This window comes from Azospirillum sp., from assembly GCF_035628975.1.
Lineage (GTDB): Bacteria > Pseudomonadota > Alphaproteobacteria > Azospirillales > Azospirillaceae > Azospirillum.
Window position 1 is genome coordinate 1 of record NZ_DASPIS010000083.1, and the last position, 16846, is coordinate 16846.

At 66.7% G+C, this 16846-nt stretch carries 11 protein-coding genes and 1 pseudogene; 7 read left to right on the plus strand and 5 right to left on the minus strand.

Annotated features, from left to right (window positions below; genetic code table 11):
- The first annotated feature begins 885 nt into the window (after positions 1–885).
- The 5 genes from nifJ (at position 886) to VD964_RS18195 (ending at position 9374) form a co-directional block, all read left to right on the plus strand.
- The gene (nifJ, locus tag VD964_RS18175) at positions 886–4431 is read left to right on the plus strand and encodes a pyruvate:ferredoxin (flavodoxin) oxidoreductase (RefSeq protein WP_324869979.1); all 3546 of its coding nucleotides are present in this window, start codon (positions 886–888) and stop codon (positions 4429–4431) included.
- 305 nt (positions 4432–4736) lie between these two features.
- Entirely contained in the window at positions 4737–6242 is a 1506-nt protein-coding gene (locus tag VD964_RS18180; protein ID WP_324869919.1) for a tagaturonate reductase, read from the plus strand.
- Between the two features lie 77 nt (positions 6243–6319).
- Positions 6320–6610 carry a hypothetical protein gene (locus VD964_RS18185; protein ID WP_324869920.1) on the plus strand — a complete coding sequence of 97 codons (291 nt, stop codon included), beginning with the start codon at positions 6320–6322 and terminating at the stop codon, positions 6608–6610.
- 36 nt (positions 6611–6646) lie between these two features.
- Positions 6647–7711 (plus strand): LacI family DNA-binding transcriptional regulator, encoded by a 1065-nt coding sequence (locus VD964_RS18190; protein WP_324869921.1) that lies wholly within the window; start codon positions 6647–6649, stop codon positions 7709–7711.
- A 139-nt stretch (positions 7712–7850) separates the two neighbouring features.
- Positions 7851–9374: an FAD-binding oxidoreductase gene (locus VD964_RS18195; protein WP_324869922.1), complete on the plus strand. Its 1524-nt coding sequence runs from the start codon at positions 7851–7853 to the stop codon at positions 9372–9374.
- A 22-nt stretch (positions 9375–9396) separates the two neighbouring features.
- On the opposite strand, the gene pflA is transcribed toward VD964_RS18195, so the two are convergent.
- Positions 9397–10158, minus strand: a complete 762-nt coding sequence (gene pflA / locus VD964_RS18200; protein WP_324869923.1) for a pyruvate formate-lyase-activating protein — start codon at positions 10156–10158, stop codon at positions 9397–9399.
- A gap of 275 nt (positions 10159–10433) precedes the next feature.
- Positions 10434–12704, minus strand: coding sequence for a formate C-acetyltransferase (gene pflB / locus VD964_RS18205; RefSeq protein ID WP_414637200.1), 2271 nt, complete (start codon positions 12702–12704; stop codon positions 10434–10436).
- Between the two features lie 419 nt (positions 12705–13123).
- Between pflB and VD964_RS18210 the strand changes: the two genes are divergently transcribed.
- Complete coding sequence (locus tag VD964_RS18210; protein WP_324869926.1) at positions 13124–13996, plus strand: MurR/RpiR family transcriptional regulator; 873 nt, start codon at positions 13124–13126, stop codon at positions 13994–13996.
- Positions 13997–14005: 9 nt separating this feature from the next.
- Here the strand turns inward: VD964_RS18210 and VD964_RS18215 are convergent.
- The 3 genes and pseudogenes from VD964_RS18215 to VD964_RS18225 form a co-directional block, all read right to left on the minus strand.
- Positions 14006–14200: pseudogene (locus VD964_RS18215) on the minus strand (arginase family protein); the annotation flags it as partial.
- A 15-nt stretch (positions 14201–14215) separates the two neighbouring features.
- The gene (locus tag VD964_RS18220; RefSeq protein WP_324869927.1) at positions 14216–15175 is read right to left on the minus strand and encodes a DMT family transporter; all 960 of its coding nucleotides are present in this window, start codon (positions 15173–15175) and stop codon (positions 14216–14218) included.
- A gap of 469 nt (positions 15176–15644) precedes the next feature.
- The gene (locus tag VD964_RS18225; RefSeq protein WP_324869929.1) at positions 15645–16016 is read right to left on the minus strand and encodes a hypothetical protein; all 372 of its coding nucleotides are present in this window, start codon (positions 16014–16016) and stop codon (positions 15645–15647) included.
- A gap of 224 nt (positions 16017–16240) precedes the next feature.
- On the opposite strand from VD964_RS18225, the gene rraA reads away from it, so the two are divergent.
- Positions 16241–16747: a ribonuclease E activity regulator RraA gene (rraA, locus tag VD964_RS18230; protein WP_324869931.1), complete on the plus strand. Its 507-nt coding sequence runs from the start codon at positions 16241–16243 to the stop codon at positions 16745–16747.
- The last annotated feature ends 99 nt before the right edge of the window (positions 16748–16846 follow it).

Consider the following 16846-nt stretch of genomic DNA (forward strand, 5'->3'; position numbering starts at 1 on the left):
AAACCACGGATCTTCTTCATTCTTTCCTCACAAGCCTGCTTCGGCAGGCGCCGGTGCGCACGTACAGGCCCTGGGCGGCTTTCCTTGGCCGGGATGCCATGCCAGCGGGTGTTCGGTGCCGGGCGACGGGTGCGCTTCCGCATGATTTCAAGAGGGCGGAAGCAGCGTTGAAGGCGTTATATTAATATATCAGTGAAGGCATCAAGTGGTTTTCCGGGCCCTGCTTCGGCCTTAGCGAAAATGTCGCAGGCCAATGTTGCGGCGCGCTGATCTCTTCGCAGTCGCAGCGTAATCAGGACCGGTGCCGGCGGCCTTTTCTTTGCTGCAACGCAACTTTTCCAGGGGTTGAGAGGCTGGTCTTTCGGTTCGGATTTCTGCGAAAGAACGGTCGGCCTTCCGCATCCGCATGTAGGAGGCCATGGCAGCCGGCAGCGATAAATGATCTGGATCAATGGGCTGTGCGCGCTGGACATCCACGCGGACCGCCGGCTTCGCGTACCTGCACCGGGGATTCCCCATGACACGCCTGGGCGGCGGCGCATGTTGCGGTGCGACAAATTGAGACCTTCCTTGCAAAAGTAATATATCAGACCGTTGTGCAGCGCAGAGCGGCGGCGGGCGGAAAATCCGCTGCGGACTGACACGTGTCATTGCGTCGACCCATCGGGAAGCAGACCCTTTTCCCCGGTCGACCGCCGTTTCTTGCAGCGTTTTCCGCCGGCTTCCGCCACCGCCGGCCTTGTCCGTCAAAGACGCCCCACGGAGACGACCGTCGCCACGCAAGAGGACTTTTCCGGCATGACCAACACCCCGACGCCCACAGCATCCACTGAGGCCGCATCCACCCGGGCCGCATCGCGCTCCGCGCCGTCTTCCGCCCGAATCATGGACGGCAACGAGGCGGCTGCATCGGTGGCCTACCGCGCCAGCGACGTGATCGCGATCTACCCCATCACGCCGTCCTCGCCGATGGGGGAGTTTGCCGACGAATGGTCGGCGGCGCGCCGTCCCAACCTGTGGGGCAGCGTCCCCGACGTGGTGGAGATGCAGTCGGAGGGCGGTGCGGCCGGTGCCGTCCATGGCGCTCTGCAGGCCGGCGCGCTGGCGACGACCTTCACCGCGTCGCAGGGCCTGCTGCTGATGATCCCCAACATGTACAAGATCGCCGGGGAACTGACGCCCTTCTGCATGCATGTGGCGGCCCGCACGCTGGCGACCCATGCGCTGTCGATCTTCGGCGACCATTCCGACGTGATGGCCTGCCGCCAGACCGGCTTTGCCATGCTGGCCTCGGCCAACGTGCAGGAGGCGCATGACATGGCGCTGGTCGCCCATGCCGCGACCTTGCGGGCGCGGGTGCCCTTCCTGCATTTCTTCGACGGCTTCCGCACTTCGCACGAATTCAACTGCGTCGAGACCCTGTCTGACGAGGATCTGCGCGCTCTGGTCGATGACGCCTGCGTCGATGCCCACCGCCGCCGCGGCCTGACGCCGGACCATCCCGTCGTCCGCGGCACCGCGCAGAATCCGGACGTCTTCTTCCAGGCGCGCGAGGCCGCCAATCCCTATTACGACGCCTGCCCGGCCATCGTGCAGGAGATGATGGACCAGCTGGCGGCGCGCACCGGCCGCGCCTATCGCCTGTTCGACTATGCCGGCCATCCGCAGGCGGAGCGGGTGGTGGTGGTCATGGGCTCCGGTGCCGAGACCTGCGCCGGCGCGGTCCGGCGACTCGTGGCGGAGGGGGAGCGGGTCGGCTGCCTGACCGTCCGCCTGTTCCGCCCCTTCGCCATCGCCGACTTCGTTTCGGCCCTGCCGCCAACCGTCCGGCGGATCGCCGTGCTCGACCGCACCAAGGAGCCGGGCGCCGTCGCCGACCCGCTCTATCTCGACGTGGTCGCCGCGCTGGCGGAAGCCCGCGCCGCCGATCCGGCGCTTGCCGAGCCCATGGTGATCGCCGGCCGCTACGGTCTGTCGTCGAAGGAGTTCACCCCGGCGATGGCGAAGGCCGTGTTCGACGAGCTGAAGCGGGAGCGTCCGAAGCGCCGCTTCACCGTCGGCATCACCGACGATGTCACCCACCGGTCGATCCCCTGGGATCCGGCCTGGGGCATGGAGGAGCCGGGCGTTTCCCGCGCGGTCTTCTTCGGGCTCGGTGCCGACGGCACGGTGGGCGCCAACAAGAACTCGATCAAGATCATCCAGGCCCGCACCGCCAAATCCGGAACCGGCGGCCACGCCCAGGCCTATTTCGTCTATGACAGCCGCAAGTCCGGTTCAACCACCGTGTCGCATCTGCGATTCGCGAGGGAGCCGATCCATGCGCCCTACCTGATCGGTCAGGCGGAATTCGTCGCCTGCCACCATCTGCCGCTGATGGAGCGGGTGGAGGTGGTGGAGATGGCCGCCCCCGGCGCCACCATCCTGCTGAACGCCCCCGGCACGCCGCAACAGGTGTGGGACGCACTGCCGGCGGAGGTGCAGCGCATCTGCATCGAGCGCAAGCTGTCGCTCCATGCCATCGACGCCGGCGCGGTCGCGCGCGAGGTCGGGCTCGGCCGCCGCGTCAACACCATCATGCAGACCTGTTTCTTCGCCCTGTCGGGCGTAATGCCGGTCGAGGACGCCATCGCCGGCATCAAGGCCGCCATCGTAAAGACCTACTCCCGCCGCGGAGAGGAGGTGGTGAGGCGCAACATCGCCGCCGTCGATCAGGCGCTCGCCCATCTCCGCGCCGTGCCGGTGCCCGATCACGTCACCGCCGACCATGACCGGCCGGCCCCGGTGCCGGAGACGGCGCCCGATTTCGTCAAGCGCGTCACCGCCATGATGATCGCCGGCCATGGCGACCGGCTGCCGGTGTCCGCCTTCCCGGTGGACGGCACCTGGCCGACCGGCACCTCCAAATATGAACGCCGCAGCATCGCGGCGGAGGCGCCGGGCTGGAACGCCGATCTCTGCATCGAATGCAACAAATGCGTGCTGGTCTGCCCGCACGCGGCCATCCGCGCCACGGTGGTTCCGGAGTCGGCGCTGGCCGACGCGCCGGCCGGCTTCGAGACCATCCCCTACAAGGGCCGCGAGTTTCCCGGCGGGCGCTATCGCCTGCAGGCGTCGCCCGCCGACTGCACCGGCTGCACGCTCTGCGTCGCCGCCTGCCCGGCGCATGACAAGGCCCATGAGAAGGGCGGGTCCGGCCGCAAGGCGCTGGAAATGCGGCCGATCCAGGCGTTGGCCGGCGAGCAGGAGGCCTTCGATTTCTTCCGCAGCCTGCCGGCCATCCCGCGCGAGTCGGTGCCGGCCACCGTCAAGCACACCCAGCTGCTGGAACCGCTGTTCGAGTTCTCCGGCGCCTGCGCCGGCTGCGGCGAGACGCCCTATATCAAGATGCTGACCCAGCTGTTCGGCGACCGCATGGTGATGGCGAACGCCACCGGCTGCTCGTCGATCTACGGCGGCAACCTGCCGACCACCCCCTACACCACCGACGCCACCGGCCACGGTCCGGCCTGGGCCAACTCGCTGTTCGAGGACAATGCGGAGTTCGGGCTCGGCCTGCGCGTCGCCATCGACCAGATGGCCGAACAGGCGCGCGATACCCTGGCGCTTCTGTCCGCCCAACTGGAGCCCGGTCTGGTGACGGAACTGCTGCAAGCCGACCAGTCCGACTCGGCCGGCATCGCCGCCCAGCGCGGCCGCGTCGCCGCCCTGACGGGGCAGCTTGCCGCGGTGAAGGACCCGCTGGCCCGCCGGCTGGAGCAGTTGGCCGACTATCTGGTCCGCAAATCCGTGTGGATCGTCGGCGGCGACGGCTGGGCCTACGACATCGGCTATGGCGGGCTCGACCATGCGCTGGCGTCCGGGCGCGACGTCAACATCCTGGTGATGGACACGGAGGTCTATTCCAACACCGGTGGCCAGCAGTCGAAGGCGACGCCGATCGGCGCCTCCGCCAAGTTCGCCACCGCTGGCCGGTCCGCCGCCAAGAAGGATCTGGGGCTGATGGCCATGGCCTACGATCATGTCTATGTCGCCCGCACCGCCTTCGGTGCCCGCGACAGCCACACGCTGAACGCCCTGATGGAGGCGGAGGCCTACCGCGGCCCGTCGCTGGTCCTCGCCTACAGCCATTGCGTCGCCCATGGCTTCGAACTTTCGCACGGGCTGGAGCATCAGAAGCTGGCGGTGGACAGCGGCCACTGGTCGCTCTACCGCCGCGATCCGCGCCGGCTTGCCGACGGCAAGACCGCCCTGCAGTTGGACAGCGGCGCCCCCTCCGCCGGCCTCGCCGCGTTCATGGCGGGCGAGTCCCGCTTCAGCGCGGTGGAACGCAGCAACCCCGAGCGCTACCACGCCCTGCTGGACGAGGCCGAGGCGGAGATCCGCCGCAAGCGCCACCTGTTCGAGCATATGGCCGGGTTCAAGGAGTAGTTGCTGCGGACGCCCCCTCCCTAACCCTCCTCCGCACTCGGCCGGCCAAAGGCCGGTCCGATCGCGGGAGAGGGGACTGTCGTCGCTTTGGCAACCACTGCACTCTGACAAGCGTCCTACCCCCTCTCCCGCGGAACGCGGGGGAGGGATGGGGAGGGGGCAGTCCCGCAATACCTCCCAACCACAATTGCCGCACCCTTTTCCCCTTGCGCCCGAGATTAATATATTAGTATATTGAACCCATCGCCCGTGCCTGTCCCGATGGCGCCGGCCCAGCCTTTCTGCTCCTGTAAGGATGCCCAGTCATGCGTTCCCTGACCCGTGACCAGCTTGCCGGCGGCGCGTTCGACGTCGCCCATACCGGCGGCGCGCCGACCCTGCCCGTGACCATCCTCCAGGTGGGTGACGGCAATTTCCTGCGCGGTTTCGTCGATTGGATGGTCGATGTCGCCAACGGCCAGGGGCTGACCAAAGCCGGTGTCGCCATCGCCCAGCCGCTGGACCAGGGCATCGCCAACCTGCTGAAGGCGCAGGACAACCTCTATACGGTGCTGCTGCGCGGCATTGAGGGCGGGCGCGAGGTCGAATCCCGCCGCGTCGTCTCCTGCGTGTCCGAAGCGCTGAACCCCTATGCCGACTGGGCGCGGATGGTGGAGCTGGCCTCCTCGCCGGCTCTGCGCTTCTTCGTCTCCAACACGACCGAGGCCGGCATCGCCGACCGCGAGGAGCCCTACACCCCCGGCACCTGCCAGGACAGCTTCCCGGCCAAGGTCGCGGCTCTGCTGCATGCCCGCTACAAGGCGCTGGGCGGCAGCGCCGACAGCGGCCTCGTCTTCCTGCCCTGCGAGCTGATCGAGGCCAACGGCGCCAACCTGAAGCGCATCGTGCTGGCCCATGCCAAGCGCTGGGGGCTGGAGGCGGGCTTCGCCGACTGGGTGGAGACGCACAACCATTTCCTGAACACGCTGGTCGACCGCATCGTCCCCGGCTATCCGAAGGACGAGGCCGCTGCGCTCAGCGCCAAGTGGGGATATGAGGACCGGCTGGCCGTCGCCGCCGAGCCTTTCCATGTCTGGGTGATCGAGGGACCGGCCCATCTGGCCGAGGAGTTGCCGCTGCACAAGGCCGGCCTGAACGTGGTCTGGACCAACGACCTGCAGCCCTACCGCACCCGCAAGGTCCGCATCCTGAACGGCGCTCACACCTCCAGCGCGCTGGCCGCCTATTGCGCCGGGCTGGACACCGTCAAGTCGATGATGGACGACCCCACCGTGTCGGCCTATCTGAACAAGGTGATGTTCGAGGAGATCGTTCCCTACGTGCCGCTGCCCGAGGCGGAACGGCAGGACTATGCCCGCACCATCATGGAGCGCTTCGGCAACCCCTATATCCGGCACGAGCTGATCTCCATCACGCTCAACTCGGTGTCGAAGTGGCAAGTGCGCGTGCTGCCCAGCCTGAAGGACGCGGTCGCCCGCAACGGGCAGGCTCCGGCCGGCCTGTCCTTCTCGCTGGCGGCGCTGCTGCGCTTCTACCGCGGCTCCGTCATCAACGGCGCCTACACTGGCGAGCGCGAGGCGGGATCCTACCCGATCAGCGACAATGCCGAGGTGATCGCCACCATGCGCGCCGCCTGGGCGGCCAATGCCAATGATTTGCGGGCGCTGGTGGTCGCGATCCTGTCGGATGTCCGGCTGTGGAAGGAAGACCTGACCGCCATCCCCGGCCTGGCCGCCCGCGTCGCCGACAGTCTCGCCGCGATCGAGGCGAAAGGCATGAAGGCCGCCATGGCCGATCTGGTTGCCGGCTGATCCGGCTCGCATGATTGCAGAGCGGGGCGTGGCCGTTTGGTTGCGCCCCGCAAGGCACGGCTTCGATGACACCGACCTTGACCCTTCGCATTGCCGAGTTGGAGCTCGACGCGGCGGTGCTTCGCCATCGCCTGTTGCATATCCCCCTGGCTCTGCAGGAAGATTGCGGCCTGTGGGCGAGCCACAGGACGATCGGACGGCAGGCGCTGACCCTGTTCCGTGCCGTCCGGCAGGAAACCCGCGACAGCGGCGACGAGGACGAATGCGATCAGGCGCTCTGCCGGATCGAAGCGGCCTATCAGCTCGTCCATGACGCGATCCAATCCCTGTCCGTGCTGGCTCTCGCAGACCTGCCGACCCGCCACTGACGGGCGGCGATTTACGATGCGTGAGGAAGACCGACGATGCAGACGACCGAATCGAGGAAGCGGACACGCCGCGGCACCCAACGGGTGACCATGACCGACGTGGCGAACGCCGCCGACGTGTCGCCCAGCACCGTGTCGCTCTATCTCCGCCGTCCGGGGGCGGTGTCCCGCCATCTCGCCGAGCGCATCGCCCGCGTCATCGACGAGATGGGCTATGTGCCCAATCTGGTTGCCGGCAGCCTCGCCGCGGCGCGCAGCCGCACCGTCGGCGTCATCCTGCCCTCCATCCTCAATTCCTTCTTCGCCGAGACCTACAACACGCTGCAGGGCATGTTCCAGGCGGCGCATTACCAGACCCTGCTGGGCGTCAGCGAGTTCAGCCCGGAGGAGGAGGAGAGCCTGATCCGCGCCTTCCTCGCCTGGTCGCCGGCGGCGATGGTGGTGACCGGCTTCCACCACACCGAGCGGACCCGCGCCATGCTGGCGTCCTGCGGGGTGCCGGTGGTGGAGATGTGGGACATGCCCAGCCATCCCGGCGAGGCCATCGGCATCAGCGTCGGCTTCTCGCATTTCGAGGTCGGCCGCATGCAGACCAGCCACCTCTACGACCAGGGCAGCCGCAAGGTCGCCTATATCGGCGCCGCCGCCCATCAGGACCTGCGCGTGCGCAGCCGCACCGACGGCTATGAGGCGGAGGTGATGCGGCGGGGCCTGCACGACCCCATCGACTTCACCGTGCCCGATGCCGCCACGACGGAGGTCGGCCGCTGGTTGATCGACGAGATCCTGACGCGCCACCCTGACATCGACGGCGTGGTCTGCTCCAACGACGCGCTGGCGCTGGGCGTTCTGTTCGAGGTGACCCGCCGCGACCTGCGGGTCCCGGACGATCTGGCGGTGGTCGGCTTCGGCGATCTGCCCTTCAGCAACTCCTGCCCGCCGCCGCTGACGACCGTCCGCCCGCCCCAGCGCGAAATCGGCCGCCTCAGCGCGACGCAAATTCTCGCGGCACTGGATGGAGCGCGCACTGCGCCCCAGCACCACAACCTCGAATGCGAGCTGGTGATCCGCGGCAGCACCCGGCCGGTGGGGAAGGGGTAGGAGGCCGGGGAACGCCCCATACTGCAAGAGGCGAGAGAGTCTTTTCTATGCCTGTCTGCGGGTGTGGTTGACGCTGCTTGTTATCATTAGGATAATAAGCAACCTTAAACACAACCCGCAAAACAGGGTGGATTGGCTCATGGCGCTCGGACTGCACTCATCCCGCCGCAACTTCCTTGTCGGGGCCGGCCGTTTCGCCGGCGCCGCCGCCGCGGTTCGGCTGATGCCGGGTTCCGCCTTCGCGGCGGAGGCGGGTGGGGCGTACTGCCCGCCGCCCTCGGCCTGGTCCGACTTGGCGAAGGCGGTGAAGGGCGGGGTGCTGCGGCCGGAGGATCCGTTCTTCGCCGACGTCTGCCGGCCCAACAACCTGCGCTACGGTGCCACATTGCCGGCCGGTATCGCCCGGTGCTCGCGGCCGGAGGATGTCCAGGCCTGCGTCCAGTGGGTGAAGCAGCAGGCCATGCCTTTCGCCGTGCGCTCCGGCGGCCACAGCTACGCCGGCTTCTCCACCACGCCCGGCCTGCTGATCGACATGACCAAGATGGCGGGGGCGGAACTGCTGCCGGGCAAGGACGGGCTGGTCAAGGTCCTGGGCGGCACGCTCAACTCCGCCGTCTACAAGCAGATGGAACGGCTGGGCCGCACCATCACCCATGGGCGCTGCGATTCGGTCGGTGCCGCCGGCTTCCTGCTGGGCGGCGGCATCGGCTTCAACATGCGCAAGTACGGCATGGCCTCCGACCTGCTGCGCGCGACGGAGCTGGTGACCGCCGACGGCAGCCACGTCAACGCCGATGCAAATACCGACTCCGCCCTCTATTGGGCCTGCCGCGGCGGCGGCGGTGGCAATTTCGGCATCAACACCTCCTTCACCCTGGAAACCCGGCCGGCGGAGGCGGTGACGGTCTTCAACCTGACCTGGACCGACAAGCTGCCGAAGGTGCTGAAGCTTCTGCTGACCGAACTGACGGCCGCGCCCGACGATTTCGGCAGCAAGATCAACGTCACCATTCCCAGCCGGCAGGAGCAGTGCGACAAGGTGCCGGTCAGCGTCTCCATCCTCGGCCAGCTCCACAAATCGAAGATGACGCTGAAGGAGATCTTCAAATCCACGTGGGAGTGGATCGACTGGTCCAAGTCGACGGTGATGGAGGACGTACCCTATTGGGCGGCACAGGACTTCCTGGTCGAGACGACCTTCCCCTATTACTACCAGGAAAAGTCCAGCTACATGAAGGCGGCGGAGATCGGCGACGAGGCCATCGCCGCGATGTTCGACTGGGCGGGGAGGATGCCCGCCACCTCAATGCCGGTGGCCTTCAAGTTCTTCCAGGTCGGCGGCGCCATCAACCGGGTCGGCCCGACCGAGACCGCCTATGTCCACCGCGGCTATGACTGGCTGTTCTCGATCGAGGCCAACTGGTGGCGGCCGACGGATTCGGCCCTGCTGATCGAGCAGGCGCTGGAGTGGCAGCAGCGCTTCTACGACGACGTCAACCGCCGCACCAGGGCGGCCGGCGCCTTCCAGAACTTCCCCGACCCGTCGCTGGCCGATTGGCAGCGGGCCTATTACGGCGAGAACCTCGCCAAGCTGGCCCAGGTGAAGAAGGCGGTCGATCCGGCCATGCTCTTCACCTTCGCGCAGGCGATCCGCCCGGCCTGAGCGTCAAAGGGGGCTGGCGGGATCAGTCGGCCCGCAGCCCCCGCGCCTGGAACTGCCCGCGCACCCGCTCCACCAACTCGCGCGAGGGCGGTTCGGTGTCGGTCAGCATGTATTTGCGGCCGAGCGCCTTCCATTTGTGCTCGCCCATCTTATGGAAGGGCAGCACGTCGACCCGGTCGACGACGCCGAGCCCGGCCACGAAATCGGCCAGCCCGTCGATCTCGGCCGCGTCGTCGGTCAGGTTCGGGACCAGCACATAGCGCAGCCAAATGCGCTTGTTCAGCCCGGCCAGCCGTTCGGCGAACTCCAGCGTCGGGCGCAGCGGAACGCCGGTCAGATGGCGGTAGGTCTTTTCGGAAAAGGCCTTGATGTCGAGAAGGACGAGGTCAACGTCCTCAAGCAGATGGTCGTCGGCGTGGTTGCCGAGGAAGCCGGAGGTGTCGAGCGCGGTGTGCATACCCATCGCTTTCGCCCCGCGCAGGATCGCGGCGGTGAATTCCGGCTGCACCAGCGGCTCTCCGCCGCTCAGCGTAAGCCCGCCATGGGCCCGCTTCAGGAATTCGGCATAGAGCTTGATGTCGTCCAGCACCTCGGCGGAGGACGTCCGCGTCCCGTCATGCATGTGCTGGGTGTCGGGATTGTGGCAGTAGAGGCAGCGAAGCGGACAGCCCGACATGAACAGTACATAACGGATCCCCGGCCCATCCACCGTGCCGCCGGTTTCGACCGAGTGGATCCATCCTGAGACGGAGCCGGGGCGGGCTTGGAGAATGGGCTGTGTCATACTTCAGGGATCCAATTTGAAAACTCTGCGCCCCACGCATGTAAGTCACGGGACATGCGGATAAAGCCCCCTCTCCCTCCCCCGGGGAGAGGGTCGGGGTGAGGGGGATGCACCGGGTGGATTCTCGGTAAAAGGGCCGCCACGCTTCCCCCTCACCCTAACCCTCTCCCCGCTTTCGGCGGACCGGAGGTCCGCCTGTCGCGTCAGCGCAAACGAAGTTTGCGCGTGAGCGGGGGGGAGAGGGGATTTTCGCTTAAGGCAGGAGGGGATGTCCCTCAGTGCTTGTCGTGGAACGTGCGGCTGATGACGTCGAGCTGCTGCTCGCGCGTCAGCTTGATGAAGTTCACCGCATAGCCGGACACCCGGATGGTCAGCTGCGGATACAGCTCCGGATGGTCCATGGCGTGCAGCAGCGTCTCGCGGTCGAAGACGTTGACGTTGATGTGGTGGCCGCCTTGGGAAGCATAGCCGTCCAGCATGCCGACCAGATTGTCCACGCGCTCGTCTTCCGTCCGGCCGAGCGCGCCGGGGACGATGGTGAAGGTGTAGCTGATGCCGTCCTGCGCATGGGCGTAGGGCAGCTTGGCGACACTGGCCATCGACGCGACCGCACCCTTCTTGTCCCGCCCGTGCATCGGGTTGGCACCCGGCGCGAAGGGCTGGCCGGCCTTGCGGCCGTCCGGCGTGTTGCCGGTCTTCTTGCCGTAGACCACGTTGGAGGTGATCGTCAGCACCGACTGGGTCGGCAACGCGTTCCGGTAGGGCTTCTGCTTGCGCAGGGCCGTCATGAAGCGCTCGACCGCCCAGATCGCGATGTCGTCGACGCGGGCGTCGTTGTTGCCGAAGGCCGGATAGTCGCCCTCGATCTCGAAATCGGTGGCGAGACCGTTCTCGTCGCGGATGACCTTCACCTTGGCATGCTTGATCGCCGACAGGCTGTCCGCCACCACGCTGAGGCCGGCGATGCCGCAGGCCATCGTGCGCAGGATGTCGCGGTCGTGCAGGGCCATCTCCATCCGCTCGTACATGTACTTGTCGTGCATGTAGTGGATGGCGTTGAGCGCGTTCATATAGACCTTGGCCAGCCACTCCATCATCGGCTCGAAGCGGGCCATGACCTCGTCATAGTCCAGCACGTCGCCGGTGATCGGGGCGAAGGCCGGGCCGACCTGCTCGCCCGAAACCTCGTCCTTGCCGCCGTTGATGGCGTACATCAACGTCTTGGCCAGATTGGCGCGGGCGCCGAAGAACTGCATCTGCTTGCCGATGCGCATCGCGGACACGCAGCAGGCGATGCCGTAGTCGTCGCCCCAATAGCCGCGCATCAGGTCGTCGTTCTCGTACTGGACCGAGCAGGTCCTGATCGAGGTGTCGGCGCAGAAACGCTTGAAGCCTTCCGGCAGCTTCTCCGACCACAGCACCGTCAGGTTCGGCTCCGGCGCCGGGCCCAGGTTGTGCAGGGTCTGCAGCATGCGGAAGTTGGTCTTGCTGACCAGCGTCCGGCCGTCCAGCCCCATGCCGCCCAGGCATTCCGTCACCCAGGTCGGGTCGCCCGAGAACAGCTGGTCGTATTCGGGCGTGCGCAGGAAGCGGACGAGGCGCAGCTTCATGACGAAGTGGTCGATCATCTCCTGGGCCTCGGCCTCGGTGATGACGCCGTCGCGCAGGTCGCGGTCGATATAGATGTCGAGGAAGCTGGACACGCGGCCCAGCGACATGGCCGCGCCGTTGGCTTCCTTGACCGCCGCCAGATAGGCCAGATAGGTCCACTGAACCGCCTCGCGCGCCGTCGCGGCCGGCCGCTTGACGTCGAAGCCGTAGGAGGCGGCCATCTGGACCAGCTCCTTCAGCGCGCGGATCTGCTCGGAGATCTCCTCGCGCAGGCGCAGCACGTCCTCATCGATGCGGCTGACTTCCAGCGAGGCCAGCTGGGCCTTCTTGTCCTTGATCAGGAAATCGGCGCCGTACAGCGCCAGCCGGCGATAGTCGCCGATGATGCGGCCGCGGCCGTAGGCATCCGGCAGGCCGGTGATGACGCCCGACTTGCGGCAGCGCAGCATCTCGGGCGTGTAAACGTCGAACACGCCGTCATTGTGCGTCTTGCGCAAGGACGGGAACACTTCCTCCAGCTTCGGCGACGGGGTGTAGCCGTAGGCCTCCAGGCCGGTCTTGACCATGCGCCAGCCGCCGAACGGCATGATCGCGCGCTTCAGCGGCTTGTCGGTCTGCAGGCCGACGATCACTTCCAGCTCGCGGTCGATATAGCCGGCGTCGTGCGAGGTGATCGAGGCGAAGATTTCGGTGTCGGCATCCAGAACGCCGCCCTTCGCGGCGCGTTCCTGCTTCAGCAGGTCGGTGACCTTGGCGAACAGCGCGGTGGTGCGGGCGGTGGGACCGGCGACGAAGCCCGCGTCCCCTTCATAGGGCTGCAGGTTGCGCTGGATGAAATCGCGGACGTCGACCGATCGGCGCCAGACGCCCGGGGCGAAACCGCGCCAGGGGTCGGCGGCGGACTGCTGCTCCGGGGCCTGGGCAAGTCCGTCCATCAGCAGGGTGTCCATGATGTCTCCTTAGAGCTATAGACGTCGGCGCGGTCAGGGGCCGTGTCGGCGGTCGTGTGGGGCCCGCGAGCAAGCGGAGCGATTGAAACCATAGGCGCATCGGGCGCCGGAATCGTTGATACACGTCATATTTTCAGGGCGGGGGCCATCGCGTCAATCCGGCCTTCAAACCCCGGATACCGACACCGTTGTGTCCCGCCCTGTAGTTTTACTACATACTCCCTGGCGGGCCTCCGAACAAGGCGCGCAGGCTCGACATTTTGTCGCAGGGCAGGGCGCAGCAGATTGGAAATCCTTGGAAACTGGCTAACCGGTGTGCGATGGATTCGGTCGTTCGCAGCGCTGTATATGTAGCTTTGCTACATGTGCTAGGCTGACGCACAATCAGAAGGGAGACACCCCAGATGCTGGCGAGAATCGCGGCGGTCCGCGACCAGATCCGCCCCTCCGAACGCAAGCTGGCCGACTATGCGATGGCCCATCCGGGCGACGTGATCAACCTGTCCATGGCCGAACTGGCGGAGCGGGTGGGGGTCAGCGAACCGACGGTGGCGCGTTTCTGCTCGGCGCTGGGATGCCGAGGCTTCCGTGAGTTCAAGATCAAGCTGGCGCAGGATATCGCCGGCGGCATGCCCTTCCTGCATCAGGACCTGTCGGTGGATGGAGAACTGAATGCGGATGGCGGAGTGCCGGGGGCGGTGCTGGCCGGCAAGCTGTTCGACCGGACCATCGCCACGCTGATGCAGGTGCGCAACAACCTGCCGGCCGATGCGGTGGACCGCGCCGCCGACGTGCTGGCGACTTCGCGCCGGATCGAGTTCTACGGGTCCGGCAATTCCGGCACGGTGGCGGAGGACATCCAGCGCAAGTTCTTCCGGCTGGGCATCCCCACCGTCGCCTACACCGATTCCCACATCTATTTCGCGTCCGCCCTTACGCTGACGCAGGGCGATGCGGTGGTCGCGGTGTCCAGCACCGGCCGGACCCGGGACATCCTGGACGCCGTTCAGAACGCCCGCAAGGCCGGCGCCGACGTGATCGCCCTGACCCGCTCCGGCACGCCGCTGGCGGAGATGGCCACGGTCAGCCTCGTGGCCGACATCGCCGACGACTTCGACATCCACTCTCCCATGACCGTCCGCATCGCGCATCTGGTGCTGGGCGACATCCTGTCGATCGCCGTGGCCCTGCGCATGGGCGACACGTTGCAGGAGCGTCTCAAGCGACACGACCGCGCCGTGGATGCCCATGTGTCGGAAAAGGCGACGGAGAGATAGGCGACCGGATCAGCCCTGCCGGAGGCGGGCCGCCCTTCCGGCCAGGAAATTCATCACCAGATGGGCCGCGGATTGGGCGGTGATCCCGCCGGCGTCCAGCGGAGGGCTGACCTCGACGATGTCCAGGCTGGCATGGTCGGCGCTGCGCGCAATCTCGAACACCGCGTCGGCGACGTTCCAGAGCATCAACCCGGCGGCGTTGGGAACGCTGGTTCCCGATCAACCATTGTTTGCCTCCAGCTGAGGGACGCCTTCGGCAAGGCCGCGGGGCGACTTGGCCGGCGCGCAGTTCGTCTGCCGTTCCGAAAGCGTCACGAAGATGACGGAGAGGGAGACGAGCGCGATGCCCACCATGTTGGCGGGGGTCAGCGTGTCTCCCAGCAGGACATAAGCCATGAGACCGGCCGCCAGCGGGTCGAGCAACCCGATCACAGTCGCCGGCAGCGCATCGACATGGCGCAGGCCGAACAGGAGCAGCCAATAGGGAAGAATGGTGGCGACCACCGCGATGAACCCGATATAGGCCATCATCTCCGCAGTCGGTTCCAGCCTGTGCACCCCGAGGAAGGGCAGGGCGGCGGCCCAGATCAGCGAGGAAATTGCGAAATTCCAGAAGGTCAGCGTCGTGGCGCCGATACCCCGCGACTTGCAGGCGTTGCCGATCATGTTGAAGACGGCGAAGGCGAACCCGCAGGCGAGTCCGACGGCCAGCCCGGCGGAAAGCCTGACCCACTCGCCGCCGCCCCCCGTCAGGAGGAAGCAGCCGACAAGGCTGAGCGTGACGATCGCGCAGTCGCGCAGGCCGATGCGCCGGGTGCCGAGGAGCGCGCCGAGTACCAGGACGAAGAAGGGCGATGTGTATTCCAGCGTGATGGCCGCCGCGACGTTCATCATGTCGATCGCCAGATAGAAGGTGGCGTTCACGACGACGAACATGACGCCCGCCGCCACCGTCATCCGCCGGGCAGCAGGCGGGACGTGGAACGGCCGGCCCGGCAGGAGGATCATGATCGGCCCCAGGACGGCGCAGGCCACGAAGCTGCGGATCGCCGTCAGGTCCAGTGGCGACATGTCGGAGACGAACAGCACCTTCGCCGCCGCGCCTGCGGCACCGAACAAGATGGCAGCCACGAAGATCGCGGCCATTCCGACCGCGCGCGTCGATCCCTGCTCCGTCATGTTTCCCCCTGACGTGGCTCCATTTTCCGACTGGCCGGTCCCGTTCCGCCGCCTGCTCCGGCCGCATCACGACACCGGGGCGCAAGCCGTCGTCGCGGGAGGCCTGCGGCCATCGACGAAGATCGGCCGACGAGCGGATCGAGGCGATGCGGAGCGCAGGCGGTGGTGGTCAGCATGACCACAAACGGAATATGGGATTATGATTAGCTCACATCGAATTCACGCGTCAAGGTGAAATTCGGCCATCTTAAATAAAACATATGATTATATGAAGAAGTTCCGTAAATAAAACTTATAATTAGAAGCGATAGCTCCGGGGTTGCGAAATCCAGGGTCACTAAATATCGGCGTGCCAAAGTTAAGACAGGTCAGAGATTCGCCGGCGATGGTATGCAGACCGAAGCCATCCCCGTGGAGCCGCCTGCCGGTGGGCGAGGCGGCCACGGAAATGCGGCCTCGGGGCAGGCATTCAGCGTCCGCCCGGCAGTTTCGCTCCCCCACGGGCATAGATCTGGATCGGCCGGCAGTCCTCGTCGACCGTAACCACCACCGCGCCCGGCTGGCTGTTCAGGTACACCCAGGCATCCCAGCGGACGATGATGTCGCGGAACTCGTCACGGTAGATGCCGTAGCTGAGCCCACGGATGTCCGAGGCCGGGATGCGGGCACCGGTCAGGACGGACGCCACCGACGGGTTGCAGCTGTTGGAGGCGTTGCGGTCCAGCGCGGCCAGCACGGCGGGGTCGGGGGTGGCGACCGGCGGCGGAGCGATGGACCCGCAGGCGGCAAGCATCAGGGTCAGTGCGCCGGCCGACGCGGCCGGTATTTTCGGCGTTTTCATACGGGGTACCGTTCTTTCTCTTTGCACTTGCCCGAAAAACGGGGGCACTTGTCCGAATATGGGGGCGCGTCGCCGGTCCGACGATTGCACGTTCGGCAAGCCTCCTGCGGCATGAACGCCGGCCGCCGGCAGCGGCCGATTGCGGGTCTTGCCTCCCGCTCGCCTTTGGCGCAAGAGGTGGAGGGAGAAATCCCTGCAACGTCGACGCTGCGGAGCCGCAAGCCATGTCCACCGGCCAGAATTTCGTCCCCACCTGCGACCTGTTCGACCGCTTCAAGGATGCCGCCCGCTATGTCCTGCCGGGCTTCCGCGACTTCGGCGCCGTCACCCGCTTCAGCGGCGAGGTCGTCACCGTCAAGTGCCTGGAGGACAATTCCCGCGTCAAGGAACTGCTGGCGACCCCCGGTGTCGGCCGTGTCCTGGTGGTGGACGGCGCCGGCAGCCTGCGTTGCGCCCTGATGGGCGACATGATCGCCGCCTCCGCGGTCAAGAACAGCTGGGCCGGCGTGGTGATCTGGGGCTGCGTCCGCGATGTGGCCGAGCTGGCGACCCTGCCGCTGGGCATCAAGGCGCTGGCGTCGATTCCGCGCGCCTCGACCCGGCGCGACCAGGGGCTGGTCGATGTGGCGGTGGAGTTGCCGGGCGCGGTCATCCAGCCGGGCGACATCCTGTTCGCCGACGAGGACGGCATCGTCGTCCTGACGCCGGAGCAGGCAACCGCGCTGAAATAAAGCCGGGGCAAAGAAGTGGTCATACCAAGCACCGGTAATACCAGTGCAGAAGCAGAGGCCATTTCGTCCTGTCCGCTTCACGTAAGCGGGGCGCCCCCT

Bases quoted from the DNA above. Each gene is read 5' to 3' on its own strand.
- nifJ (WP_324869979.1), top strand. From the start codon at position 886: ATGGACGGCAACGAGGCGGCTGCATCGGTGGCCTACCGCGCCAGCGAC.
- VD964_RS18180 (WP_324869919.1), top strand. From the start codon at position 4,737: ATGCGTTCCCTGACCCGTGACCAGCTTGCCGGCGGCGCGTTCGACGTC.
- VD964_RS18190 (WP_324869921.1), top strand. From the start codon at position 6,647: ATGCAGACGACCGAATCGAGGAAGCGGACACGCCGCGGCACCCAACGG.
- VD964_RS18195 (WP_324869922.1), top strand. From the start codon at position 7,851: ATGGCGCTCGGACTGCACTCATCCCGCCGCAACTTCCTTGTCGGGGCC.
- pflA (WP_324869923.1), bottom strand. From the start codon at position 10,158: ATGACACAGCCCATTCTCCAAGCCCGCCCCGGCTCCGTCTCAGGATGG.
- pflB (WP_414637200.1), bottom strand. From the start codon at position 12,704: ATGGACGGACTTGCCCAGGCCCCGGAGCAGCAGTCCGCCGCCGACCCC.
- VD964_RS18210 (WP_324869926.1), top strand. From the start codon at position 13,124: ATGCTGGCGAGAATCGCGGCGGTCCGCGACCAGATCCGCCCCTCCGAA.
- VD964_RS18220 (WP_324869927.1), bottom strand. From the start codon at position 15,175: ATGACGGAGCAGGGATCGACGCGCGCGGTCGGAATGGCCGCGATCTTC.
- VD964_RS18225 (WP_324869929.1), bottom strand. From the start codon at position 16,016: ATGAAAACGCCGAAAATACCGGCCGCGTCGGCCGGCGCACTGACCCTG.
- rraA (WP_324869931.1), top strand. From the start codon at position 16,241: ATGTCCACCGGCCAGAATTTCGTCCCCACCTGCGACCTGTTCGACCGC.